Source organism: Ruegeria sp. AE4, assembly GCF_056542185.1.
Genome location: NZ_JBQFZK010000002.1, coordinates 59,495 through 82,037, shown reverse-complemented (window position 1 = coordinate 82,037; position 22,543 = coordinate 59,495). Strand labels below are relative to the sequence as shown.

Below are 22,543 nucleotides of genomic sequence, written 5' to 3'. Positions count from 1 at the left end.
CTTTTCGGGCCGTTTCCAGAGTACGGGCTGAACGGCAATCTGGCAACTGAAACGGTCACTTCCTCGTGAGGAAGAGCGATTCCATGCCAGTTCGAAGCCCAAATGATGATCCTTGCGGCATTACAGCTACCTTTTTGTCTGCATCGTCCTAAACTGTGCGACGTTTCAGCCAAAGACGGAGAAGCCACATGTCAGACACACCCGTTATTGCCCAGAAAACCCCTTTTTCAGTCGAGGTTGTCGAAGGGAAAACCTATTTCTGGTGCGCGTGTGGAAAATCGAACCGCCAACCCTTTTGCGATGGCTCACATAAAGGCAGTGGGTTCGAACCGGTGAAATACACGGCCGAGACCAGCAAAAAGGTCTTCTTTTGCGGGTGCAAACACAGTGCAAACGCGCCGCTATGCGATGGAACGCACAAAGACCTTTGATCAACCTTTTAATCGGTTCAGTGTCTCTGAATTTGCACAGAAATCCGGGGCCGTATCCGCTGGATGCTGCCGCTGAGCCAGCCAGCTGGTGCATTGCGCATCACAGCCCGATGCGCGACAACGCGTGACCAGTTTGGCGTATTCTTCGGGCGACAGCCGCCCTTCGGCCATTGCTTCGCTCAGTGAAATTCCCATGCTTCGCGAGACAGAGCGCGTCAACCAAAAGTGCTTTTCGACCTCACCCAGAATATCCCGAGGCATCACGCGTCCTCCGCTTGCAAAGCTTTGATGGCCTTGAAACGCTCACGGTTCGGGCATGTGCATGGGGCATGATCAATCTGTTCGCGCCGTTCCAGCCACTCTGGGCAGGTTCTGGCCCAGGCACAGCCTCGGCATTGCTGCACGATCTCGGCCCAATCCTCATGTTTCAGGTGACCGTCCCGATAGGCTGCGGCCAGGTCGGTTCCTGTGACCTCGCCCATCCGCAGTACCAGGCGCAGGTGGGCCATGATTTCACCGAGACGTGGCATGGCGAACCTGACAGTTAAGGCATCAATTTGTGCAGTAACTCCTGGTTACGGCAATATTCAGGTGTCCGCCCAGCGGTCGCCATTTTCTTAAGCAGATCCTGACAATGATCCGGGTTCGGACAATCGGTACATCGCAGAACTGCGTCAGAAATCTGGTCGACAGATAGCTTGCCGCCAATGGCTGCTTCCTCAAGATCGATGTCCAGCATTCTGGCCATATCGTCCACCAATCCGGCATGAAGCCGCAAGGACTCTCGGGTGGGCATGCTATATCCTTTCCCTTTCGCGCTTTACGAAATCCTAGCGCATCCGGAAGGTCAGACTTTGATACAGGTCAAGATTGGACGCCGATGTGGTCCAGATAGGCCCGGGTTGCATCCTGAACGCGGCGAAAGCGGTCCCCGCCCAGCTTTTTGCCTCCGTACCAGCGGGTGACGATGATCACGTGATTGTCCAGCCCTGCACGCTCGATCATCCGCAGGATTACCATACCGGCGCCGCTCTCCCCATCATCGGCCTTCAGCGCGCCGGTCGGCAAAGAGGCGGCCCAGGTGTTATGTGTGGCCTTGGCATAGGATTTATCGGACTTCAGTTGGTCCAAAACCGCGTCGACGTCCGCGCGTGACGCCACAGGCGCGCCAGATACCGCATATTTCGACCCGCGATCCGTCAAAATCACGCCAAGGCGCACAAGATCGGTCATTGCGTCAGTCCCAGTTGTGTCGCGGTTTCAAGCACGATGTGAACGCGCTGCGCGTTTGGCGGGTGGGTGCCCAGAAACCTGTCACCGGGATCCGGAATGCGATCAAAGAACTTTGCCCCGATCAGCGGGTTGTAGCCCGCATTATGTGTAATGATCGTGCCCATCTGGTCAGCCTCAAGCTCAAAATCCTTCACATAAGCCTGAACACCAACCTGCGCCCCAACTTTCTGGGCCTCTTCTATGTCGGCGGCGTCGCCCCCGCGCAGCTTTTCCGCCTTTCCGAACTCAGTTGCGCTTGCGCTGGCATTTTCGCTTTGCCGTGCGATGTGGCCCAGCACGTGATGGGCCGCCTCGTGCCCCATGACAAAAGCCAGTTCATCTGCATTTTGTGTGGAACGGATCATCGCAAGTGTAAAGATTATGGTGGGTTGCTTCTGGTCGTCCAATGTCTGAAACGCATTGGCCGGCGCACGTGGGTTCAGATCAACGAGAACCCGGAAATCGCATTTCTGAGGCCTTGATTGTTTCAAACACTGGCTGCGAGCCTCGGCCCCAATGTTCTGGCTGACTTCGCGAAAGGTCTGGGCCATGGTTTCGGACTCCGGCCCTTCACCCAGCCAATCCGCGGCGGGTTGCACGCGCAATGCACCTTCCGCACAGGCCGCAAGCAGCAGGGGAAGCACCAAAACAAAGCGTCTGCGCATGTTACATCCTTCGGCTCGGTCTGACCGTGATTTCAACATAGTACGTGCTGTTCAGAGTAACCACACAATGCTTTGAAACGAACGTCTTGCATTGCGCGTCGACGGCTTGCACTCTGTCCTTATGTTTTCGATTGAGCATGAATTCGACTCGACGGTCATAACGCTTGTGGACGAAGGTGAAAAACCTTTGCAAGAGGATGTTGTGATCAACAATTTCGCCGAATGCGTCACGCTGGAACAGTTTGATCCGCGAACCGACCAGGTGCAAAAGATCACCTTGTCGCCCGAACAGGTCCGCGATCTGGCCGCAGCGCTGGACCTGCCCGAGGGTGTTTACCAGATCCGTGAAACGGGGCCTTAGGGCACATAGACAAACACCTTGTTGCGCGCGGTTTGCCCCTGCTTGAGTGTCAGTGTCGAAGGGGCAACGCCAAGACATTTCGCAAGGATCACCTGAACCGCATGGTTGGCTTTGCCGCTGTCAGGCGGTGCCGTGACAAATACCCTGATCTGCCCGTCTTTCACGACCACCCGGTCGCGCGCGGCCTTGGGTGTAACTTTCAGATGAAACGTTGCCCCGGCGTGCGCCTGCGCGCTGAGATCCGGCAGATCTCGTAGTTTGGATTTCGCCATTGTCGCCCCTTCCCTCAATAGTCTTGCATGATGGGCGGTGGAATGAAATTGATCCACGCGATCCGTCGCCGCGCCCTTGAAACCCTCGGCATGCCGACCAAGATACAGAGACGTGATGTAAAGGAAGTTAACATATGTCCATGAAAAACCCCGCTGCTCTGGAGTTTTTGCAGTCGCGCCGGTCCCGACCCGCCAAGACACTGGTTGCCCCGGCTCCGACACGGGACGAATTGCGCCCCCTGCTGACCGCAGCCGCACGCAGCCCCGATCACGGAAAACTGGAACCCTGGCGATTTATCGTTCTGGAACAGGGGGCCATGGCACGGTTGGCAACCCTGACCGAGGCCTGCGGGCAACGGCTGAACAAAAGTCCGGAAGATATTTCAAAAGCGCGCAGCCAGTTCGACATGGGGCATCTGGCCGTAGCCGTGATCGAAGTACAAAAACCGTCCGAGAAAATACCCGCGATCGAACAAACCTATTCTGCGGGCGCGGTCTGTCTGGCCCTGCTGAATGTCGCGCTGGCCGCAGGCTGGGGCGCAAACTGGCTATCGGGTTGGCAAACCCATGACCACGACTTCTGCGTCGACGCCTTTGGGCTTGCCGACAACGAACGTGTCGCCGGGCTGATACATATCGCCACCGAGGGAACAGCGCCACCCGAACGCCCGCGGCCCGATGTGGCAGCCTTGACGGAATGGATCACAGAATGATCATCCTGAACGCCTTTTTCAGCGCGCTCGGCCAGATCGGAGACCCCAAATTCCGCGCCGTTCTGCTGCGCGGTGTAGGTTTGACCATCCTTTTGCTGGGTCTCGCCTGTGCGGGTGCGATCAGGTTGATCAACTGGTTGTCGGGCAGTGAAATCTCGCTGCCATTTGTCGGAGCTGTCCCGTGGCTGAACGACGTTCTGAACTATTCAGGTATCGTTCTCGTCCTGATCCTGCCTGTTTTCCTGATGGTGCCGGTGGCGTCAGCCATCACATCGATCTTTCTGGACGAAGTGGCACAGGCCGTCGAGGACAAGCACTTTCCAGCCTTACCACCTGCACGACGCATCCCGGTGTCAGAAGCCCTGTTGGACGGCCTCAGCTTTCTTGGCGTGCTGATTGTCGCAAACCTGCTGGCGCTGATCCTCTATGCGATCTTCACCCCGTTTGCGCCCTTCATCTTCTGGGCCATGAACGGGTTCCTGTTGGGGCGGGAATACTTCACGCTGGCTGCAATGCGCCGGATCGGACGGGATGGCGCACGCCAATTGCGAGCCAGGCATTCGACCACGATCTGGGTCGCTGGAACCCTGATGGCCATTCCGCTGTCGATACCGCTGTTGAATCTGGTGATCCCGATCCTTGGCGCGGCGACATTCACCCATATTTTTCATGCTGTGTCAGGCCAAAAGGTCTGACACAGATTAGCGCGGCTCCAGTTGGTTCAGCCAGTCGAAGTCCCGCACTGAAATCACACCGGAAATGATGATGCCGGCAATGATAGCCCACAAAACCACAGCAATAGCGGTGGTGATCCACATCTTTGCCTTCAGATGATGGACTTCCGGCGCACCCGCATGGGTGCCCGGAACGATATCGTTCAGGTCACCCTGAGTTTTGATGCGAATGGGCAAAACCACTAGCAACGTCATGAACCAGATGACGGCAAACAGCACCAATGCAGCAGTAATGGTCACTTCAGCCCCTCCGGATTTTGCGGATCATACCTGTTCCAGCTCGACAAGGCAGCCGTTGAAGTCCTTGGGATGCAGGAACAGCACCGGCTTGCCATGCGCGCCGATCTTGGGCTCCCCCGACCCCAGAACACGGGCACCGGTCGCTTTCAAATGATCACGGGCGGCGATGATGTCTTCGACCTCATAGCATACGTGATGAATACCGCCTGCCGGGTTCTTTTCCAGAAACCCGTTGATAGGGCTGTCGTCGCCCAGCGGGTACAAAAGTTCGATCTTGGTGTTGGGCAGTTCGATGAACACAACCGTGACGCCATGATCCGGCTCGTCCTGCGGCGCGCCAACCTTGGCGCCCAGCGCATTGCGGTACTGTTCGGATGCCGCCTCAAGGTCGGGTACGGCGATGGCAACGTGGTTCAGACGCCCAATCATGTCTCACTCCTGATGTCCTGCGTTGCGTGGGTTATGGGGGCTGCTCTGCAAAAGGACAAGTGCGCCAAATCGCGCGTTAACGTCGTGTTAGCCAGAAGTTCCTAGCGTGAAGCATCTGCTGGATAGGAGAGCTGCCATGGACGATTCGGGCCTCATTGCCACCACCGCCGCCACGCCCACCGCAACGCGGCCCTTGCTGGGACAGACAATTCTGGTTGTTGAAGACAGCCGATATGCCTGCGACGCGATCCGCCTGATGTGCCTGCACAGCGGCGCACGCATCCGACGCGCTGACTGCCTGAAATCTGCACGGCGACACCTGCAGATCTATCGCCCCTCGGTCATTCTGGTCGATATGGGCCTGCCCGACGGGTCCGGAGCTGACCTGATCGCCGAACTGGCCGAAGCTTCACCACGGATCAGCGTGATCATGGGCCTGTCGGGCGATGACGCTACCGAAGGTCTGGCGTACGCAGCCGGAGCGGATGGATTTCTGTCCAAGCCGATAAAATCATTGTCTTATTTTCAGAAGTCCATTCTGGAGCGCCTGCCCGAGGATCGACGCCCAAGCGGGCTCCACTCAGTTCGAGATGAAGTCATCCGCCCCGACCCGATGGCCTATCAGGACGATATGGCGCATATCGCCGATGTCCTTACCGGGCCCAACGATCATCGCACATGGGATTACGCCGCCCAGTTTCTGCAAGGGGTCGCACGGGAAGCCGATGACAGACCGTTGGCAGAAGCCGCCCGAAAGCTGGCGCTGTCACGGGCGAACGGCGCACCGATCACGGCGCAGGCAGCGCAGGTCGCCGGCATGGTGCAGAACCGTTTGGAACAAAGAAAGGCGATTTGACGTGATTGCAGCTTATTTCATCACTGCAACGCTTCTGTGCATCTGGGCCTATCGCCAAACACGGCAGACTGCACGCTCAATTCGTGTCAACCGAGGCGATTTGAACAACCCACTGGACTGACCCGCGAATACGCACCGGCACCAAAATGAAACCGCCCGCTGAATGCGGGCGGCTCTCGTTCAGTCCTGCGGGATGAGGCGCAAGCCCAGTTCCATCAGCTGATCCGAGGTCGGGTCTGAAGGTGCGTCCATCATCAGATCTTCGGCCCGCTGGTTCATAGGGAACATCATGACCTCGCGGATATTGGCCTCATCCGCCAACAGCATCACGATCCGGTCGATCCCAGCGGCGCAGCCACCGTGCGGCGGCGCACCGTAGTGGAAGGCGTTGAACAGAGCGCCAAAGCGGGATTTCACTTCATCCTCGCCATAGCCTGCCAGTTCAAAGGCCTTCAGCATGATTTCCGGCTTGTGGTTCCGGATCGCACCCGACACCAGCTCATATCCATTGCACGCGAGGTCATACTGATACCCGCGCACATCCAGCGGATTGCCCTGTAGCGCTTCCATGCCGCCCTGCGGCATCGAGAACGGGTTGTGCTCAAAGTCGATCGCGCCGGTTTCTTCGTCTTGCTCGTAGATCGGGAAATCAACGATCCAGGCAAAGGCAAAGCGGTCTTTCTCGGTCAGCCCAAGCTCGTCGCCGATCACATCGCGCGCCTTGCCTGCAACCTTTTCAAAGGCTTTCGGCTTGCCGCCCAGGAAAAACGCCGCATCGCCGACACCCAGACCCAATTGCTGACGGATAGCCTCGGTCCGCTCGGGGCCGATGTTCTTGGCCAGCGGGCCTGCGGCTTCCATCCCTTCGCCCTGATCGCGCCAGAAGATGTAGCCCATACCGGGCAGACCCTCTTTCTGGGCAAAGGCGTTCATGCGGTCACAGAACTTGCGGCTGCCACCGGTTGGCGCGGGGATAGCGCGAATTTCGGTGCCTTCCTGTTCGAGCAGCTTTGCAAAAATCGCAAAACCAGACCCGCGGAAGTGGTCGGAAACCACCTGCATCTTAATTGGGTTCCGCAGGTCGGGCTTGTCCGTGCCGTACCACAGAGCCGAATCCTTGTAGGAAATCTGCGGCCAGTCCTGATCGACCTTGCGACCGCCACCGAACTCTTCGAACACACCGGTCAGAACGGGCTGGATCGTGTCGAACACGTCCTGCTGCTCGACAAAGGACATCTCGAGGTCAAGCTGGTAGAAATCGGTGGGTGAGCGGTCGGCGCGCGGGTCTTCGTCGCGGAAGCAGGGCGCAATCTGGAAATACTTGTCGAAACCCGACACCATAATCAGCTGCTTGAACTGCTGCGGGGCTTGCGGCAACGCGTAGAACTTACCCGGATGCAGGCGCGACGGCACAAGGAAGTCACGCGCGCCTTCGGGTGAGGACGCGGTGATGATCGGCGTCTGGTACTCGCGGAACCCCTGATCCCACATACGCTTGCGCATGGAGGCCACCACGTCCGAGCGCAAGGTCATGTTGCGCTGCATCGCCTCGCGTCGCAGGTCGAGGTAACGATAGCGCAGGCGGGTTTCCTCGGGGTATTCCTGATCGCCGAACACCATTAGCGGCAGTTCCTCGGCGGCCCCCAGAACTTCCAGTTCGCGCACGTAAACCTCGATCTCACCGGTGGGCAGTTTCGGGTTCACCAGTTCGGCGGCACGCGCCTTGACGGTTCCGTCGATGCGGATGCACCATTCGGAACGCACCTTTTCAAGCGCAGCAAAAGCGGCGCTGTCGCCGTCACACAGGATCTGGGTTACGCCGAAATGGTCGCGCAGGTCGATGAACAGGACGCCCCCATGATCTCGGACCCGATGCACCCAACCGGACAGGCGAACGGTTTCACCGACATTAGCGGCGGTCAGTGCGGCGCAGGTGTGGCTGCGATAGGCGTGCATGGATCATATCCCTTCGGGCGCAGAATTCGTCGCGCCGATACACCCTGTCAGGCCCGGAAAGTCAAGGCGGGTCGCCCTGTCAAAACGGCCTTTGCACGTTGCCTGAGTAGAAATAGACACCCAGCCCGACCGCAAAGATGATATTGCCCGCAATCGCGTGCAGCAGCACCGCATAGAAGAACGAGCCGCGCTGCCTGTAGGCCCATGCAAACAGCAGCCCGCCCGCAAATGTCATGAGGACGACAATCCAACTCCAATACATCAGATGCGCGAACGAGAAGATGGCAGCATTCAGCACATAAGCCGCGCGCCCTTCTGGCAGGATCGCGTGATAGCGACGGAAGAACAGTGGGCGGAACAGAAGTTCCTGTGGCAGTGCAGACAAAACAGGATAACCGATCCAGATAAACGCCAGCATCTCAGGGCGGTGTACTAGCAGAAAAAACGCGGCGTCGGGGCGTGTCACCTGAATCAGCCCAACGCAAAACACGGACATGAAAGCGGTAAACAGCACAACTTCGCGAAGCGACCAGTTGGCCCAATCATAGCGCAGCTCGGCCCATTGAAAGCCCGGTGTCCAATGCAGCAGCATGATCCCCAGCCCGGTCAGGGCAAACAGAGCCGGAAACATCCAGTTCGGTGGAAACAAAACCGCGATGATCAGCGGCAGGACAACATAGAACAGGCCGAACTCAACTCTTAACCGCGGCAATGCAACCGGCGGTCCGACCATCGCGCTGTCTTTGGTCACGTGTCTATCAGCTCCACCCGGATCAGCCCGCGCAATGAATTGCCCATGTAGGCAGTTTGTGCATTTTTCAGGTCGCTCAAGGTCAGCACGGCCTCAGACACCGTTCCTTTATCCAGTAATTCTTCGCGCAATATGCCAGGCAACAGACCGCTGGAGAGCGCAGGTGTCAGAATACGACCGTCCTGTTTTTCGACGAAAAGGTTGCTGATGGTGCCCTCACACAGCTCATCAAGCTCATTCAGGAATAACACCTCGTCTATGCCATCCGTCAGCGCGGCGCGAGTATTGTCATAAAGGGCGCGGCGGCTTGTCTTGTGACGCAGCCAAAGATCATTGGAAGCCAGTCGCTGATCAGACAGGGCGATGCGCCAGACCGGAGGGTTGCTGGCCAGAACCCCGGTGGTCAATTCGAATGCGCCCGATGCGTCCAGTGTAAGGCGGCACCGCAAGGGGGTGTCGCCCAACGCGCCATCCAGCGCGGCGGTCGCTGAATCCGGGTTGAAGGGAAGGCCAAAGGCCGCAGCGGTTCGGGCCATGCGCGCAAGGTGACGGTCTTTTCGGACAAAGCCCTGACCTGGCCGAAACACCAGTGTTTCGATCAGGCGGAAATCAGGCTCAGCTGGCGGGCGAAGCGGGCTTTCCATAGCGCCTCCTCATATTCTGCCGGGGCGGTGCTGTCCCAGACAAGGCCCCCGCCCACGTTCAGGGTGGCCTGATCGTCTTCCAGCATCAGCGTACGGATGGCCACGTTGAACTCGGACCGGCCATCAGGCGCGGCCCAGCCGATGGTGCCACAATAGATGTCGCGCGGCCAGGGTTCCAGCCCGGCCAGAATTTCCATGGCGCGAATTTTGGGGGCGCCCGTGATCGAGCCGCAGGGAAACAGAGCCGTCAGTATATCGCTGAGCCCTGCGCATTTGAGCAACTGGGCACGGACAAGTGAAACCATCTGATGCACTGTCGCATAGGTTTCCACCTTGAACAGTTCAGGGACATGAACGGAACCGGGCAACGCGACACGGCTGATATCGTTGCGCAGAAGATCGACGATCATCAGGTTTTCCGCCCGGTTCTTTTCGTCCGTGGTCAGAAACGCCCGGCGCCGCATATCCTCATCCGGGTCTTCGCTGCGCGGCTGGGTGCCCTTCATCGGTCGAGTCTCGATCTTTCCATCCGCGTCTGTGCGGAAGAACAACTCTGGCGAGCGGCTGAGCAAATCCGGCAACCCGACCTGCTGCACCAGCGCACCATGCCCAACGGGCTGCCCCGCTGCCAGTGCCGCATAAAGGGTTTCACTGCTGCCCGAGACGGTCAGGTCAATCGGAAAGGTCAGGTTCGCCTGATAGATGTCACCGGCACCGATGGCATCATGCACCACTTGAAAGGCTTCGCCATAGCGCGCCTCGTCCCAGCGCGGCTGAAACGCGCGCACCTCGCCTGCGGGCGTCGGTAAAGAAACCCGATCCGGCGCGCCGTAAACTCCAAAGCACAGCAAGGGCAGCCGACGCGATTCCGGCAAAAGTTTGATCAGCCGGGGTTCAAGCACATATCCCAGTTCATAACTGGCATAGCCAGCCAGCCAGGCGCCGCGCGCGCGCGCCTCATCCAGCGCCGCCAGAGCCTGGGGCACGTCCTCCGCCGTATCCGCGCGGATAATCCGAGACGGGCGCTGAAACCGGGTTCCGCGACCGGCTGGTCCCTGATCAAAACGAATACGCAACTGCATCCTCTTTTGCCGTGAAGGGCGATATAGAGAATACTCTGGCAGGGGAAAGGGGGGAAAGCGGCAATTTCGCTTCTGTTTCCGATACCCCTTGAACCTTTCTGCGTGGTCCCTATAACGCACGACAATTTGGGCGCTTGGGCGGCGCCCGCGACTCGTGCAAAATCGAAGGGGCCAGACCATGCCGAAGAGAACCGACATCAAGTCGATCATGATCATCGGGGCGGGTCCCATTGTTATCGGTCAGGCCTGCGAGTTCGACTATTCCGGCGCTCAAGCCTGCAAGGCCCTGCGCGAAGAAGGTTACCGGGTTATTCTGGTCAACTCGAACCCGGCGACAATCATGACTGACCCCGGACTTGCCGATGCCACCTATATCGAGCCGATCACGCCCGAGGTCGTCGCCAAGATCATCGAAAAGGAACGCCCTGACGCCCTGCTGCCCACAATGGGCGGGCAAACCGGTCTGAACACCTCGCTCGCGCTGGAAGAGATGGGGGTGTTGGACAAGTTCGGTGTCGAGATGATCGGTGCCAAACGCGACGCCATCGAGATGGCCGAGGATCGCAAATTGTTCCGCGAGGCGATGGATCGGCTGGGGTTGGAAAACCCCAAAGCCACCATCGTGACCGCCCCCAAGAAGGCCGACGGCTCTGCCGATCTGGAAGCAGGTGTGCAGATCGCTCTGGACGAGTTGGAGGAAATCGGCCTGCCCGCCATCATCCGCCCGGCCTTTACCTTGGGCGGCACAGGCGGCGGCGTGGCCTATAACCGCGAGGATTATATCCATTTCTGCCGCTCGGGCATGGATGCCTCGCCTGTCAACCAGATCCTCGTCGATGAAAGCCTGCTGGGCTGGAAAGAATACGAGATGGAAGTGGTGCGCGACACTGCCGACAACGCCATCATCGTCTGTTCCATCGAAAACGTCGACCCGATGGGCGTGCACACGGGTGACTCGATCACCGTGGCCCCTGCCCTGACGCTGACCGACAAGGAATACCAGATCATGCGCAACGGCTCGATTGCCGTGCTGCGCGAGATCGGGGTGGAAACCGGCGGCTCGAACGTGCAATGGGCGATCAACCCCGATGATGGCCGCATGGTTGTGATCGAAATGAACCCGCGCGTGTCGCGTTCATCGGCGCTGGCCTCCAAGGCGACGGGTTTCCCGATTGCCAAGATCGCCGCGAAACTGGCCGTGGGCTACACGCTGGACGAGTTGGACAATGACATCACCAAGGTCACGCCTGCGTCGTTCGAACCTACCATCGACTATGTCGTCACCAAGATCCCGAAATTCGCGTTTGAAAAATTCCCCGGCTCTGAACCCTACCTGACCACTGCAATGAAGTCGGTGGGTGAGGCGATGTCCATCGGGCGCACCATCCACGAATCCATGCAGAAGGCGCTGGCATCGATGGAATCCGGCCTGACCGGGTTTGATGAGATCGAAATTCCGGGGCTGAGCATCGGCCTGTGGGATGAGGTCGAAAGCAGCGACGACAAAGCGCATGTCATCAAGGCGATCAGCAAGCAGACCCCCGACCGCCTGCGCACCATCGCCCAAGCCATGCGTCATGGCCTGAGCGACGATGAAATCTTTGGCGTCACCAAGTTTGACCCCTGGTTCCTGGCCCGCATTCGCGAGATCATCGAAGCAGAACGCACCGTGCGTAAGGATGGTCTGCCAGTGACCGAAGAAGGCATCCGCAAGCTCAAGATGCTGGGCTTCACCGATGCGCGTCTGGGCAACCTGTCAGGCCGCAGCGAAGATAACGTGCGCCGCGCCCGCCACAATCTGGGCGTTACCGCGGTCTTCAAACGCATCGATACCTGCGCTGCTGAGTTCGAAGCGCAAACCCCCTATATGTACTCGACCTACGAAGCCCCTATGATGGGCGATGTCGAATGCGAGGCACGCCCAAGCGACCGCAAGAAGGTCGTTATTCTTGGTGGTGGTCCGAACCGGATCGGTCAGGGGATCGAGTTCGATTATTGCTGCTGCCACGCCTGTTATGCGCTGACCGAGGCCGGGTACGAGACCATCATGGTCAATTGCAACCCCGAGACGGTTTCGACCGACTACGACACCTCGGACCGTCTGTATTTTGAGCCGCTGACCTTTGAACACGTCATGGAAATCCTGACGAAGGAACAGGAAAACGGCACGCTGCACGGTGTGATCGTTCAGTTCGGTGGTCAAACACCGTTGAAGCTGGCCAACGCGCTCGAGGCCGAGGGCATTCCGATTCTGGGTACCACGCCGGACGCAATTGACCTGGCCGAAGACCGCGAACGGTTCCAGGCGCTGGTCAATGAACTGGGCCTGAAACAGCCCAGAAACGGCATTGCCTCGACCGACGAAAAGGCGCTGGAGATTGCGGAAGAGATCGGTTTCCCGCTGGTCATCCGCCCCTCTTACGTTCTGGGCGGTCGCGCGATGGAAATCGTGCGCGATATGGATCAGCTGCGACGCTATATCAACGAGGCCGTTGTGGTCTCGGGCGACAGCCCCGTACTGCTGGACAGCTATCTGGCCGGCGCGGTCGAACTGGACGTAGACGCCCTGTGTGACGGCACCGACGTTCACGTCGCGGGTATCATGCAGCACATCGAAGAAGCGGGCGTTCACTCGGGCGATTCCGCCTGTTCGCTGCCGCCCTATTCGCTGTCGAAAGAGATCATCGGGCAGATCAAGGATCAGGCGTTCAAGCTGGCCAAGGCGCTGAATGTTGTTGGCCTGATGAATGTGCAATTCGCGATCAAGGATGATGAGATCTATCTGATCGAAGTGAACCCGCGCGCCTCGCGCACCGTGCCGTTTGTTGCCAAGGCCACCGACAGTGCGATTGCGTCGATTGCGGCGCGCATCATGGCGGGCGAGAAGTTGGCCGATTTCCCGATGCGCCCGCCCTATCAGGAAGGCAAGGACACCAAGATCGCGGACCAGATGACGCTGGCCGATCCAGATATGCCCTGGTTCTCGGTGAAAGAGGCCGTCATGCCCTTCGCCCGTTTCCCCGGCGTCGACACCATCCTTGGCCCGGAAATGCGCTCGACAGGCGAGGTGATGGGCTGGGACCGTGACTTCCCACGCGCGTTCCTCAAGGCGCAGATGGGCGCGGGCATGGTGCTGCCGTCCTCTGGCCGTGCGTTCATTTCGATCAAGGATGCCGACAAGGGCAAAGCCATGCTGGAAGCGGCACAGGTTCTGGTTGATCAGGGCTTCACGCTTGTGGCCACGCGCGGCACCCAAAGCTGGCTGGACGAACAGGGTGTTGCCTGTGACGTGGTGAACAAGGTGTACGAAGGCCGCCCGGATGTTGTGGACATGCTGAAAGACGGTCAGGTGCAGCTGGTGATGAACACCACCGAAGGTGCGCAGGCGGTTGAGGACAGCAAGGCCATCCGCTCGATCGCGCTGTATGACAAGATCCCGTATTTCACCACCGCTGCAGGGGCCAATGCCGCAGCACTGGCGATCAAGGCACAAGCTGAGGGCGACGTCGAGGTGAAATCGCTACAGGGGTAAAGACCCCTGAACCAAACGGAAAAGCCCCAGAGGAAACTCTGGGGCTTTTCTTTATTTCCAATGCCTTACGCAGGCGTTTCCATCGTTTTCTTTCGTTCGTCACGGGCGAAGAACAGCAGGTAAAACACCGGTGCCGCGACCATTGTCAGCACGGTGGCAAATGCCAGACCGCCCATGATCGTCACTGCCATCGAGACGAAGAACGCATCCGTCAGCAGCGGCGCCATGCCCAGAATGGTCGTGACAGCCGCCAGCATGACGGGCCGCAAACGCGACACGGATGCTTCGATGATTGACTCGCGCAGGGGCTTTCCTGTGGCGCGGACCAGATCGATTTCCTCAACCAGAACAATGCCGTTCTTGATCAGCATACCCGACAGGCTGAGCAGGCCCAGAAGTGCCGTAAAGGTGAAGGGCAACCCTGTTCCCAACAGGCCGATCACCACGCCGTTCACGGACATCGGCACCAGCAGCCAGATGATGATCGGCTGGCGGATCGCGTTGAACAATAGGACCGAGATCAACACCATGATCAGCAGGCTCAGCGGCAATTGTCTGCCCAGGCTTGCCTGCGCTTTGCGCGAGTTTTCGAACTCTCCACCCCATTCCATCTTGTAGCCGGGTGGCAGGTCGATGGCCTCGATGGCGTCGCGCACTTCGGCGTGGACCTGTGCCGCTGTCAGGTCGGGCGGGATGTCGGCGCCGACGGTGATGGTCAGAACCCGATCACGACGGTGAACCAGCGTATTGAGCGTTTTGTACTCGAATCCATCCACCATTTGTTCAATTGGTACAAACTTTTCCGACTGGTCCGAGTACACGACCTGATCGACGATCGAGTAATCTCCGTCCGCGGGTCGGCGCAGGATGATCGGGATCAGGCGGTCGCGCTCGCGGAACACACCACCCGTAATGCCGTCGGTCGAGAATTGCAGGGTGGCGGCGATGTCTTCGCGTGTGACACCGGCTGTCTGCGCCCGTTCGGTGGCATAGATCGGTTGCAGAGCCAGTTCCTGTTCGCGCCAGTCGTGATGAACCAACAGCGCGTTCGGGGATGCGGCTGCCATGCGCTGTACCGCCTCGTCCGCAAGCTGGCGCAGCACGACCGGATCGCTGCCCGAGAAGCGGGCCTGAATCGGATCACCACCGCCGGGGCCAAAGACCAGACGCTTGGTGCCGAACTCACCTTCGGGGAACTGGACGGACCCAAACGCCTCAAGGTCCGCTTGCAGCGCCGGGATGTCGTCCAGGCTTGCTGTGCGGATGACCATGTGCCCATAGCTGGGATTCGGCTTTTCGGCGGAGTAGGTCAGCATGAAACGGGTAGCCCCCTGGCCGACAAAGGTCGTGACCGAGACGACGTCGTCGCGTGCCGCCAGCCACTCTTCGAACACCGCCATGTCTTCGGCGGTTCGTGCAATCGGTGTGCCCTGCGGCAGTTTGTAGTGCACGAAGAACAAAGGCGTGTTGGAGTTGGGGAAGAACTGCTGTTTCATCAGCCCAAACCCGGCATAGCACACCACGGTTACGCCGACGAGACCAGCAACAACCAGCCATCGGAAGCGCAGCGCAAAGCGCAGGATCGCACCATAGGTGCGGAACAGGAGGCCGCCGTAAGCGTCGATCTCGCCTGCTTTGCCCTGTTTGAAGAAGTAATGCCCCAACAGCGGCGTGACGGTGATCGCCAAAACCCAGCTGAGCAACAGTGAAATGCCGATCACGGCGAACAGAGAGAACAGGAATTCTCCGGTTGCGTCAGGGCTGAGGCCAATGCCCGCAAAGGCCATGATGCCAATCACGGTCGCACCCAGCAGCGGGATCTGGGTTTTTGACGCCACATCCTCGGCCGCATCGCGCGAGGACTGGCCGCGCAGCATGGATATTTGCATCCCTTCGGCCACGACGATGGCGTTGTCCACCAGCATCCCCATGGCGATGATCAGGGCACCCAGTGAGATTCGCTCCATCTCGATTGAGAAGAGCGACATGAACAGAAGCGTGCCGACCACGGTCAGCAGCAAGGTCGAGCCAACGACAATGGCCGCGCGCCAGCCCATGAAGATGCCCAGCACGGCGACCACGATGGCCACCGACATGGCAAGGTTCACGAGAAAGTCGTTCGAGGCCTGCTCGACCACCACATGTTGCTGATAGATCGGCAGGATTTCGACACCGAAGGGAATGCTTGTGTTCAACTCCGCGAATTTGGCGTCAGCGCGTTTGCCAACCTCGACAATGTTTTCAGTGGCCAGACCCGCGATGCCCAAGGTGAAAGCCTCGATCCCGTTGTAGCGGATGATAATGTCGGGGTCGTTCTGACGGGCGCGATAGACATCGGACATGTCAAAGAGGTTGATCACCTGCCCTTGCGAACCGACAGACAGGCCCGCAATGGCCGACACGCTGTCCGACCCTTCAGCCGTCAGGATGGTGGTGCGGTCGTTATCAGAGCGCAAGGACCCTGAGGAATTGACCGAATCCGCATTGGCAATCGCCTGGTTGATTGCTTGCAGCGGGACATTCTGGTTCACCGAAATCGCCAGATCGGGTTCGACAAAGATCGCCTCGTCCGGCAGGCCCTGAACCTCGACATCCGCAACGCCGTCAACGGTCAGCAGTTCCCGCCGCAGGAAGGTTGCCAGTTCGTGCTTTTCAGCGTCCGAGAACCCTTGGGCGGTCACCGCATAGAACAGGCCGAACACGTCGCCGAACCCGTCATTCACAAACGGTTGGCCGACGCCCGATGGCAGGCCGCGCGCGGCGTCGCGCACCTTGGCCCTGAGCCGGGTCCAGATGGCGGGCAGTTCGGTGCCGTCGTATGTCGACTTGATCTCAACCTCGATCAGGGACCGTCCGGGTTGATTGACCGAGGTGATGACGTCCACCTCGCCCATCTGCTGTATGGCGGATTCCAGCGGTTCCGATACTTCCAGCGCCACCTGTTCGGCGGTGGCGCCCGGGTATTGCGTGATGACAACCGCGTTCTTGATTGTAAAGGCCGGGTCTTCCAGACGGCCAAGCGATGTGAACCCCCAGATGCCCCCAACAAGGGCAATGAGAATGACCAGCCATGTGTAAAGCGGCCGGTCGATTGAGGCGCGGGCGATGTTCATCTGTCAGCCCCTCAGTTCGCGAAACCGGCGAACCGGCGCACCGTCTGACCATCCGTCAGCACAGCGCCCCCGGCCACGACGACCTCATCCCCGTCAGAGAGGCCCGTCAGCACCCGGACATCGCCGGTTTGCGTGGGCTCGATGGTCACCGGGACGCGGCGCACGGTGCCCTCATCCGCCCCGACCGGGGAAAACACCATGACGTTCAGCGCGCCGTTTGCGTCAGCGACTACGGCGGTCGCCGGGACGACGATGCCTGTGCGGTTGTCCTGCACCTGAACGTTGACGGTAACGGAAGAACCGGGAAAGATTTGCAGCCCCTTTGGCGGGGTCAGGCCAAACTGGATGCGGAAAGTTTGACCGACGCTGGAGGTTTCCGCGTCGAATTCACGGATTTCCAGCGGGAAGACTTCGTCACTGACCGGGAATTTCGCGGTGATGAAGAAGTCGTCATTCTGGCCAGAGCGTTGAAACAGGATCTCGGGCACATCGACCACGATGCGAAGTTCCGACATGTCGTGAATGCGGACGATGGGGGTGCCCGCCGAGACGGTCGTAAACGCCTCGACCGAGCGGCTGGAGACCAGCGCGTCAAACGGCGCGGTCAGCGTGGCGTGTTCCAGTTCATATTCCGCGTCGCGCAGTGCGATCGCGGCCAGTTGCGCCTCGGTCTCGGCGTCATCCACGGCCACCTGGCTGGCGGTTGTACCGCGCAGGCGCGACAGGCGTGCGACAGTGCGGTCGGCCTGTTCCTTTTGCAGCCGTGCCCGATCAAGGCGCAGCTCGAACGGTTCCTGATCCAGACGGGCAATCAGGCCATCCTTGGGAATCACGAAGCCTTCGTTGATGGGCATTTCGACAATCTGCCCCGCAACCTGAAAGGCCAGATCAACGGTCTGGCGCGCGGCGACGCGGCCGAAAAACTGCCGCGTGAAACCGGGCGCGGTTTCACGCACCTGCATGAGTTTCACCGGTTTCGGGGTCTCTTGAGCGGCAATCGGGGTTGCCAGAATGGCCAGTGCAAGGCCCAGAGAGGTCAGGAGTTTCATTTCTTCAATCCCTCGGGAATTCCCGTTTTCAATACGTTGTCGCGGATTTTACGCGCCAGTCGCGCGAATTCGGCAGTTTCTTGTTCGTTGAGGCCCGAGGCCCTGTGAAACAGGTCCCCGGCGGCGGCGACCAGCATGTTGCGGGCTTCTTCGCCCTGCTTTGTCAGCACCAGCAACCAGGCGCGGCGGTCCTCGGGGTCACGCCGCCGCATCAGATAGCCCGCTTTTTCAAGGGCATCCGCAGTGGCGGTGATCGTTGATGGTACGCTTAACATATCGGCGGCCAGAACGCCCATGCGCTTGGGCTGATCCAGCTTGATCAGCATGTGGCATTCCGGGTGGCTCAGGTCTGTTTCGATACAGTCGAAGGTCTCTTCCAGTTTCCAGTACAGGGCATAGACGCCCATGATTGCCTGAATCTCGGGGCTGAGGCGGCCCAGTCTGGCACTGATATCGTCGGGCATTGGGGGTCTCCGCGCGGGTTACGGGGCGATATACTTCAATTTATGAACTATTCAAGATATGAAACTGCACCCCGGAACGGATTCCCTTGGGTCAACATATCTTGATCAAATCACGCCATGACTGCATTTTGGGCGAATCCGAAACATTCAGGGCCCGCCATGTATACCCCCGCCATCACCGGTACCGGTGTCTTCACGCCGGAAAACGTCATCACCAATGCCGAGCTTGTCGAAGCGTTCAACGCCTATGCCGACAAGCAGAACGCGAAGAATGCCGAGGCCATAGCAGCCGGGCAGATGGAGGCGATGCAGCATTCCTCGGAAGAGTTCATCGTCAAGGCGTCGGGCATTCATAACCGGTACGTGATGGACAAGGCCGGGGTACTGAACCCGGACGTGATGCACCCGACGCTGCGCCAACGCAGCGATGACGAGCCCGGGATCATGACCGAGATGGCAGTGGATGCCTGCAGGAAGGCGCTGGCGCAGGCGGGGCGCACGGCGGCGGATGTCGATCTGGTGATCTGTGCGGCCTCGAACCACGAGCGCGCCTATCCGGCGATTGCAATCGAGATTCAGCAGGAACTGGGCATCGACGGGTTTGGCTTTGACATGAATGTCGCCTGTTCTTCGGCCACGTTCGGCATTCAGGCGGCGGCGGATATGGTGCGGTCCGGGTCGGTGCGCGCGGCGTTGGTGGTGAACCCTGAAATCTGCTCGGGCCATCTGGAATGGCGCGACCGGGATTGTCACTTTATCTTTGGCGATGTGGCGACGGCAACGTTGATCGAGCGGATCGAAGACGCCAAAGGCCCGCATTTCGAAATCCTGTCGACCCGCTGTGCCACCGCCTTTTCAAACAATATCCGCAACAATAACGGGTTCCTGCGCCGGTCGCGCCCCGATGGCGTGATTGACCGCCGCGACATGCAGTTCATGCAGAATGGCCGGAAGGTGTTCAAGGAAGTGTTGCCGATGGTCAGCAAGCATATCAGCGACCATATGGAGGCCGAAGGGGTCAGCAATACCGACCTCAAACGCCTGTGGCTGCATCAGGCCAACAAGACGATGAACGACTTCATCGGCAAGAAGGTTCTGGGCCGCGAACCCGAGGCGGGCGAGCAACCCAATATCCTTCAGGATTATGCGAACACCTCATCCGCAGGGTCGATCATTGCGTTTTCGAAATACTCTGACGATCTGCAAGAGGGCGATCTGGGCCTGATCTGTTCTTTTGGGGCCGGGTATTCGGTTGGATCGGTGATCGTGAAGCGTCACGCCTGATCGACATTCCGCAAAGCGCTTACGGCCTAGAGATCGGCCGCCAACTGAAAAACCTGAAACGCGGCCCCTTCCCCACCATCAATCCGGCTGAGATAGGCGGGGGTTTCACCCTTTGCCAACTGGGATTGCAGCCCGCGCCCCTGAGATGCCCAATCCCAGAATTCGGCACGGGGCGCAGCGGTGCAGAGCAGCACATAGCTTACACCCAGCGCAGCAAGACGCGGACCGGCCTGAGGCGCGTCCATACGCAAAACCGCGATCTGCGCCTGAATTCCGGCCCGGTTGCGGTGATAATTCCCCGCCAGAACCGAATGATCGGTATAGCGCAGCACCTCTGCCGCATAATCGAAATCGACCAGAACCATTCCGGCTGGCAGGTTTTTCAGGGCCGCGTAGGCCTCGGGCGCTTTGCAGGGGGCGCCGATGTTTTGCGAATCCTGCACAACCTCGGCGACGGGTGCCGCAAGGGAGGGGCGCGCAAACCGTTCCAACTGTTTTTCCACGCTGCTACCAATCTTTGGCGAGACGCAGACGATAAAGCCTATCATAGCCAAGCCGGAGAGCGTGCGGCCATGGGTTCTGTAACTGACGTAAAGGGTCCGCAGCACCTGAGCCTGAACAGCCACAAGAGACACGCCCAGAAACGTCATCATCCGGGACTGGTACAGAAACATGGAAAACCCGGTCACAATCAGCGCCAGAAACAGAAGGTAATCCAGTTTGTCTTGCGACTGGCGGGCAAAGAACAAGGCTGCAACCGCCGTGATGACGGACATGGCGATCAGGGCCGCAGCCTCGCCCCGATGTCGTTCCAGCACGACGGTTATATTCTGTGCTTCGGCAACCTGGCTGAGCCAGAAGTCGCGCATGTCCTGAGGCAGGTCCGCAATCGGGTTTTCAAGGCAATGCGGTGCAAATGCGTAAGCGCAGCCAAGTGTTACAGCGCCTGTCGCAAGACACGCGCCGATGCGCCCCCAATAGGACCAGCCCGACCCGACCCAGGCTGCTGCACACAGGCACAGGGCCGCGATCCCGGCCGGCAGGGCCACACTGATCGTCAGGGCATCGCAGCTTGGGAACAGAAAACCCTGACGCCCCGTTGTTGCAACGCTGGCCAACAACAGGGTCAGCGCCAGCCCGGTTCCAAACACTATGGTGCGGCGGCGGGCGGCTGTGCCGGTCACGATCCAGTCAATCGTGAAGAACACCGCGATAATCGCGACCTGCACGATCGATTCGGTTCCGATGGACACCGAAAGGGCCAGACAGACACCCAGCCATCCCGCAGCAGAGGGTTTGGCCTTGCGCAGGACAAAGAACATGAGGGCCGCTGCAAACAGCAGAATCTGAACATTGTGGTGGTCAAACGAGAAATAGTCGAACTTCCGATAATGTTCGAGCGTCAGCGCACCGACCACCAGTGCCGAAATCGCGCCATTTCGCCCGCCCAACGCTGCGCCGGTGACAGCAAAGGCCCACAGGGTCAGCCCCGCCAGAAGCACCGGCCACACAAACGCGGTCACTTGCAAGGCGGTGTCGGGCGGCACGACCATCGCGGACAGCGCGTAGATCCCGGCAATCGGTGCATCGACAAGCCGGGACCAGTGCATCAGCGTGCCGTCACCGGGGCCCAGCCGATGCTGATAGGCGTCAAACCAGCCCTGTCCCGCCAGCAGGTCCTGTACCATGACCCAGCGCATCGCGTCATCAGGGCCTTCCTGATAAGCGCCAAACAGCACCGTGGCCAGAAAGAGCGCATAGACAAACAGGAACGACCGCCAAACCATACGGTCTGCGAGAATGCTGTAATTTCCCTGCATTTTCTGCATGGTTTACTGCCCTTGACGATCTTGCCTGCGCCACAGCTTATCTGAAAGACGTGACTGAATTGAGGCGCAGAGTCCGGTTGATGATCATGCCACAAAGCGCACGACATCTGCGGCGATCCGGGCAGGCGGTTTTTGGCCGATAGCTGGCCGCCACCAAGCCTAGCTGACGCTTTCTTCTTCCAGGTGCAGTTTCATTTCTATCAGGACCTGCTGAAGCAAACTGGTTTCTTTCAGCAGCCTTTTGGCTTCGTTCACCGTGATGATGCCATCTTCGATAGCGGACTGATATTCAGTCATCAACATTGCAAACCGCTGGCTGAGCGCGATGACATCCGAATTCACCCCGCCTGTGCGAGGATCCTCGGTGTTGCGTTCGCTGTAGGACAAGGTGATGTTTTTCAGATCCGCCAGCGCGGATGTCACATGCGGATAAGTTGCTGCGTTTTCAAGCCGAGCCACCGCATCCACGGGCATGAACCTGTCCGCGTGTTCGGCATTGTCCGAATAATACCGGCCCAGGGTCGCCTTGGATTTTCCGGTGATTTCACAAGCAGCTTCTATTCCGACATCTTTGACCAGCGCTTCTGTGTGTTTCTTCAGATAGGCCCCGATATCTGCCATTGATTTACCTTTATTACCTGCAAACGCCCGCCCGGTGTCCAAACCGGGGAAAGCGTCGGGAAATTTCCCATACCTGAGTCATAATTGAAATGTCATACATTGACTATCCCTCAGATAAGCGGGGGATTTTGTGAGTGAGTGGCGGCAGTTCAAGCCGGTAAAGAGTGATTGCGGGGCGGTATTGTTGGGCCTTGCTTTGTTTTGGCCACATGTTGGCCGACGGCGTCGCTGTTGCAGACGCGGGG

At 59.1% G+C, this 22,543-nt stretch carries 24 protein-coding genes; 7 read left to right on the top strand and 17 right to left on the bottom strand.

What is annotated here, in order from left to right; translation table 11 throughout:
* The first annotated feature begins 188 nt into the window (after positions 1-188).
* Positions 189-431, top strand: a complete 243-nt coding sequence (locus ACR0EK_RS04640; RefSeq protein ID WP_480773753.1) for a CDGSH iron-sulfur domain-containing protein — start codon at positions 189-191, stop codon at positions 429-431.
* On the opposite strand, the gene ACR0EK_RS04635 is transcribed toward ACR0EK_RS04640, so the two are convergent.
* From ACR0EK_RS04635 to ACR0EK_RS04615, 5 genes are all read right to left on the bottom strand, one after another.
* Positions 432-692: a DUF6455 family protein gene (locus ACR0EK_RS04635; RefSeq protein WP_480487616.1), complete on the bottom strand. Its 261-nt coding sequence runs from the start codon at positions 690-692 to the stop codon at positions 432-434.
* Positions 692-961, bottom strand: coding sequence for a DUF6455 family protein (locus tag ACR0EK_RS04630; protein WP_267366459.1), 270 nt, complete (start codon positions 959-961; stop codon positions 692-694). The genes ACR0EK_RS04635 and ACR0EK_RS04630 overlap by 1 nt, the downstream gene beginning before the upstream one ends.
* Positions 962-975: 14 nt before the next feature.
* Positions 976-1,227, bottom strand: a complete 252-nt coding sequence (locus ACR0EK_RS04625; RefSeq protein WP_267366457.1) for a DUF6455 family protein — start codon at positions 1,225-1,227, stop codon at positions 976-978.
* Positions 1,228-1,295: 68 nt separating this feature from the next.
* Positions 1,296-1,664: a YigZ family protein gene (locus tag ACR0EK_RS04620; protein ID WP_480773754.1), complete on the bottom strand. Its 369-nt coding sequence runs from the start codon at positions 1,662-1,664 to the stop codon at positions 1,296-1,298.
* Positions 1,661-2,368 (bottom strand): M48 family metallopeptidase, encoded by a 708-nt coding sequence (locus tag ACR0EK_RS04615; RefSeq protein ID WP_480773755.1) that lies wholly within the window; start codon positions 2,366-2,368, stop codon positions 1,661-1,663. Before ACR0EK_RS04615 ends, ACR0EK_RS04620 begins: the two co-directional genes overlap by 4 nt.
* Before the next feature lie 121 nt (positions 2,369-2,489).
* Here ACR0EK_RS04615 and ACR0EK_RS04610 point away from each other — a divergent pair, with 121 nt between their 5' ends.
* On the top strand, positions 2,490-2,729 hold the full coding sequence (locus tag ACR0EK_RS04610) for a hypothetical protein (protein WP_267364243.1): 240 nt from the start codon (positions 2,490-2,492) through the stop codon (positions 2,727-2,729).
* On the opposite strand, the gene ACR0EK_RS04605 is transcribed toward ACR0EK_RS04610, so the two are convergent.
* Positions 2,726-3,001: a DUF167 domain-containing protein gene (locus tag ACR0EK_RS04605; protein WP_267364245.1), complete on the bottom strand. Its 276-nt coding sequence runs from the start codon at positions 2,999-3,001 to the stop codon at positions 2,726-2,728. The two genes, ACR0EK_RS04610 and ACR0EK_RS04605, sit on opposite strands and share 4 nt — an antisense overlap.
* A 134-nt stretch (positions 3,002-3,135) precedes the next feature.
* On the opposite strand from ACR0EK_RS04605, the gene ACR0EK_RS04600 reads away from it, so the two are divergent.
* Together ACR0EK_RS04600 and ACR0EK_RS04595 are read left to right on the top strand one after the other, a co-directional pair.
* Entirely contained in the window at positions 3,136-3,714 is a 579-nt protein-coding gene (locus ACR0EK_RS04600) for a nitroreductase family protein (protein ID WP_480557776.1), read from the top strand.
* Positions 3,711-4,409 (top strand): EI24 domain-containing protein, encoded by a 699-nt coding sequence (locus ACR0EK_RS04595; protein ID WP_480967624.1) that lies wholly within the window; start codon positions 3,711-3,713, stop codon positions 4,407-4,409. The genes ACR0EK_RS04600 and ACR0EK_RS04595 overlap by 4 nt, the downstream gene beginning before the upstream one ends.
* Positions 4,410-4,415: 6 nt before the next feature.
* Here ACR0EK_RS04595 and ACR0EK_RS04590 read toward each other — a convergent pair whose 3' ends face one another.
* On the bottom strand, positions 4,416-4,688 hold the full coding sequence (locus tag ACR0EK_RS04590; protein WP_267364249.1) for a DUF1467 family protein: 273 nt from the start codon (positions 4,686-4,688) through the stop codon (positions 4,416-4,418).
* A gap of 24 nt (positions 4,689-4,712) precedes the next feature.
* Entirely contained in the window at positions 4,713-5,117 is a 405-nt protein-coding gene (gene mce, locus ACR0EK_RS04585) for a methylmalonyl-CoA epimerase (RefSeq protein ID WP_170346086.1), read from the bottom strand.
* Positions 5,118-5,253: 136 nt separating this feature from the next.
* Between mce and ACR0EK_RS04580 the strand changes: the two genes are divergently transcribed.
* Positions 5,254-5,973, top strand: a complete 720-nt coding sequence (locus tag ACR0EK_RS04580; protein WP_267364252.1) for a response regulator — start codon at positions 5,254-5,256, stop codon at positions 5,971-5,973.
* A gap of 180 nt (positions 5,974-6,153) precedes the next feature.
* On the opposite strand, the gene aspS is transcribed toward ACR0EK_RS04580, so the two are convergent.
* From aspS to ACR0EK_RS04560, 4 genes are all read right to left on the bottom strand, one after another.
* The gene (gene aspS, locus ACR0EK_RS04575) at positions 6,154-7,929 is read right to left on the bottom strand and encodes an aspartate--tRNA ligase (protein ID WP_267364254.1); all 1,776 of its coding nucleotides are present in this window, start codon (positions 7,927-7,929) and stop codon (positions 6,154-6,156) included.
* A 79-nt stretch (positions 7,930-8,008) separates the two neighbouring features.
* Complete coding sequence (locus ACR0EK_RS04570; RefSeq protein WP_480565369.1) at positions 8,009-8,680, bottom strand: CPBP family intramembrane glutamic endopeptidase; 672 nt, start codon at positions 8,678-8,680, stop codon at positions 8,009-8,011.
* The gene (locus tag ACR0EK_RS04565) at positions 8,677-9,324 is read right to left on the bottom strand and encodes an aminotransferase class IV family protein (RefSeq protein ID WP_480565366.1); all 648 of its coding nucleotides are present in this window, start codon (positions 9,322-9,324) and stop codon (positions 8,677-8,679) included. Before ACR0EK_RS04565 ends, ACR0EK_RS04570 begins: the two co-directional genes overlap by 4 nt.
* The gene (locus ACR0EK_RS04560; RefSeq protein ID WP_480565363.1) at positions 9,279-10,406 is read right to left on the bottom strand and encodes an aminodeoxychorismate synthase component I; all 1,128 of its coding nucleotides are present in this window, start codon (positions 10,404-10,406) and stop codon (positions 9,279-9,281) included. Before ACR0EK_RS04560 ends, ACR0EK_RS04565 begins: the two co-directional genes overlap by 46 nt.
* Before the next feature lie 178 nt (positions 10,407-10,584).
* On the opposite strand from ACR0EK_RS04560, the gene carB reads away from it, so the two are divergent.
* Positions 10,585-13,938 carry a carbamoyl-phosphate synthase large subunit gene (gene carB, locus ACR0EK_RS04555; protein WP_267364258.1) on the top strand — a complete coding sequence of 1,118 codons (3,354 nt, stop codon included), beginning with the start codon at positions 10,585-10,587 and terminating at the stop codon, positions 13,936-13,938.
* Between the two features lie 65 nt (positions 13,939-14,003).
* Here carB and ACR0EK_RS04550 read toward each other — a convergent pair whose 3' ends face one another.
* The 3 genes from ACR0EK_RS04550 to ACR0EK_RS04540 are packed head-to-tail and all read right to left on the bottom strand — an operon-like array spanning position 14,004 to position 18,564.
* Positions 14,004-17,051 (bottom strand): efflux RND transporter permease subunit, encoded by a 3,048-nt coding sequence (locus ACR0EK_RS04550; RefSeq protein ID WP_480565360.1) that lies wholly within the window; start codon positions 17,049-17,051, stop codon positions 14,004-14,006.
* A gap of 11 nt (positions 17,052-17,062) precedes the next feature.
* Positions 17,063-18,100, bottom strand: coding sequence for an efflux RND transporter periplasmic adaptor subunit (locus tag ACR0EK_RS04545; RefSeq protein WP_480482226.1), 1,038 nt, complete (start codon positions 18,098-18,100; stop codon positions 17,063-17,065).
* Positions 18,097-18,564, bottom strand: a complete 468-nt coding sequence (locus tag ACR0EK_RS04540; protein WP_267364261.1) for a MarR family winged helix-turn-helix transcriptional regulator — start codon at positions 18,562-18,564, stop codon at positions 18,097-18,099. The genes ACR0EK_RS04545 and ACR0EK_RS04540 overlap by 4 nt, the downstream gene beginning before the upstream one ends.
* A 159-nt stretch (positions 18,565-18,723) precedes the next feature.
* Here ACR0EK_RS04540 and ACR0EK_RS04535 point away from each other — a divergent pair, with 159 nt between their 5' ends.
* Positions 18,724-19,848: a beta-ketoacyl-ACP synthase III gene (locus tag ACR0EK_RS04535; RefSeq protein ID WP_209598022.1), complete on the top strand. Its 1,125-nt coding sequence runs from the start codon at positions 18,724-18,726 to the stop codon at positions 19,846-19,848.
* Between the two features lie 26 nt (positions 19,849-19,874).
* Here ACR0EK_RS04535 and ACR0EK_RS04530 read toward each other — a convergent pair whose 3' ends face one another.
* Both ACR0EK_RS04530 and ACR0EK_RS04525 read right to left on the bottom strand, forming a co-directional pair.
* Entirely contained in the window at positions 19,875-21,677 is a 1,803-nt protein-coding gene (locus tag ACR0EK_RS04530) for a hypothetical protein (protein WP_480565357.1), read from the bottom strand.
* A 159-nt stretch (positions 21,678-21,836) separates the two neighbouring features.
* On the bottom strand, positions 21,837-22,298 hold the full coding sequence (locus tag ACR0EK_RS04525; RefSeq protein WP_480475505.1) for a hypothetical protein: 462 nt from the start codon (positions 22,296-22,298) through the stop codon (positions 21,837-21,839).
* Positions 22,299-22,543 lie beyond the last annotated feature (245 nt).

What these genes read in the sequence shown, in the direction of transcription:
- ACR0EK_RS04640 (WP_480773753.1), top strand. Translation starts at nt 189, where the DNA reads ATGTCAGACACACCCGTTATTGCCCAGAAAACCCCTTTTTCAGTCGAG.
- ACR0EK_RS04635 (WP_480487616.1), bottom strand. Translation starts at nt 692, where the DNA reads ATGCCTCGGGATATTCTGGGTGAGGTCGAAAAGCACTTTTGGTTGACG.
- ACR0EK_RS04630 (WP_267366459.1), bottom strand. Translation starts at nt 961, where the DNA reads ATGCCACGTCTCGGTGAAATCATGGCCCACCTGCGCCTGGTACTGCGG.
- ACR0EK_RS04625 (WP_267366457.1), bottom strand. Translation starts at nt 1,227, where the DNA reads ATGCCCACCCGAGAGTCCTTGCGGCTTCATGCCGGATTGGTGGACGAT.
- ACR0EK_RS04620 (WP_480773754.1), bottom strand. Translation starts at nt 1,664, where the DNA reads ATGACCGATCTTGTGCGCCTTGGCGTGATTTTGACGGATCGCGGGTCG.
- ACR0EK_RS04615 (WP_480773755.1), bottom strand. Translation starts at nt 2,368, where the DNA reads ATGCGCAGACGCTTTGTTTTGGTGCTTCCCCTGCTGCTTGCGGCCTGT.
- ACR0EK_RS04610 (WP_267364243.1), top strand. Translation starts at nt 2,490, where the DNA reads ATGTTTTCGATTGAGCATGAATTCGACTCGACGGTCATAACGCTTGTG.
- ACR0EK_RS04605 (WP_267364245.1), bottom strand. Translation starts at nt 3,001, where the DNA reads ATGGCGAAATCCAAACTACGAGATCTGCCGGATCTCAGCGCGCAGGCG.
- ACR0EK_RS04600 (WP_480557776.1), top strand. Translation starts at nt 3,136, where the DNA reads ATGTCCATGAAAAACCCCGCTGCTCTGGAGTTTTTGCAGTCGCGCCGG.
- ACR0EK_RS04595 (WP_480967624.1), top strand. Translation starts at nt 3,711, where the DNA reads ATGATCATCCTGAACGCCTTTTTCAGCGCGCTCGGCCAGATCGGAGAC.
- mce (WP_170346086.1), bottom strand. Translation starts at nt 5,117, where the DNA reads ATGATTGGGCGTCTGAACCACGTTGCCATCGCCGTACCCGACCTTGAG.
- ACR0EK_RS04580 (WP_267364252.1), top strand. Translation starts at nt 5,254, where the DNA reads ATGGACGATTCGGGCCTCATTGCCACCACCGCCGCCACGCCCACCGCA.
- aspS (WP_267364254.1), bottom strand. Translation starts at nt 7,929, where the DNA reads ATGCACGCCTATCGCAGCCACACCTGCGCCGCACTGACCGCCGCTAAT.
- ACR0EK_RS04565 (WP_480565366.1), bottom strand. Translation starts at nt 9,324, where the DNA reads ATGGAAAGCCCGCTTCGCCCGCCAGCTGAGCCTGATTTCCGCCTGATC.
- ACR0EK_RS04560 (WP_480565363.1), bottom strand. Translation starts at nt 10,406, where the DNA reads ATGCAGTTGCGTATTCGTTTTGATCAGGGACCAGCCGGTCGCGGAACC.
- carB (WP_267364258.1), top strand. Translation starts at nt 10,585, where the DNA reads ATGCCGAAGAGAACCGACATCAAGTCGATCATGATCATCGGGGCGGGT.
- ACR0EK_RS04550 (WP_480565360.1), bottom strand. Translation starts at nt 17,051, where the DNA reads ATGAACATCGCCCGCGCCTCAATCGACCGGCCGCTTTACACATGGCTG.
- ACR0EK_RS04545 (WP_480482226.1), bottom strand. Translation starts at nt 18,100, where the DNA reads ATGAAACTCCTGACCTCTCTGGGCCTTGCACTGGCCATTCTGGCAACC.
- ACR0EK_RS04540 (WP_267364261.1), bottom strand. Translation starts at nt 18,564, where the DNA reads ATGCCCGACGATATCAGTGCCAGACTGGGCCGCCTCAGCCCCGAGATT.
- ACR0EK_RS04535 (WP_209598022.1), top strand. Translation starts at nt 18,724, where the DNA reads ATGTATACCCCCGCCATCACCGGTACCGGTGTCTTCACGCCGGAAAAC.
- ACR0EK_RS04530 (WP_480565357.1), bottom strand. Translation starts at nt 21,677, where the DNA reads ATGCAGAAAATGCAGGGAAATTACAGCATTCTCGCAGACCGTATGGTT.
- ACR0EK_RS04525 (WP_480475505.1), bottom strand. Translation starts at nt 22,298, where the DNA reads ATGGCAGATATCGGGGCCTATCTGAAGAAACACACAGAAGCGCTGGTC.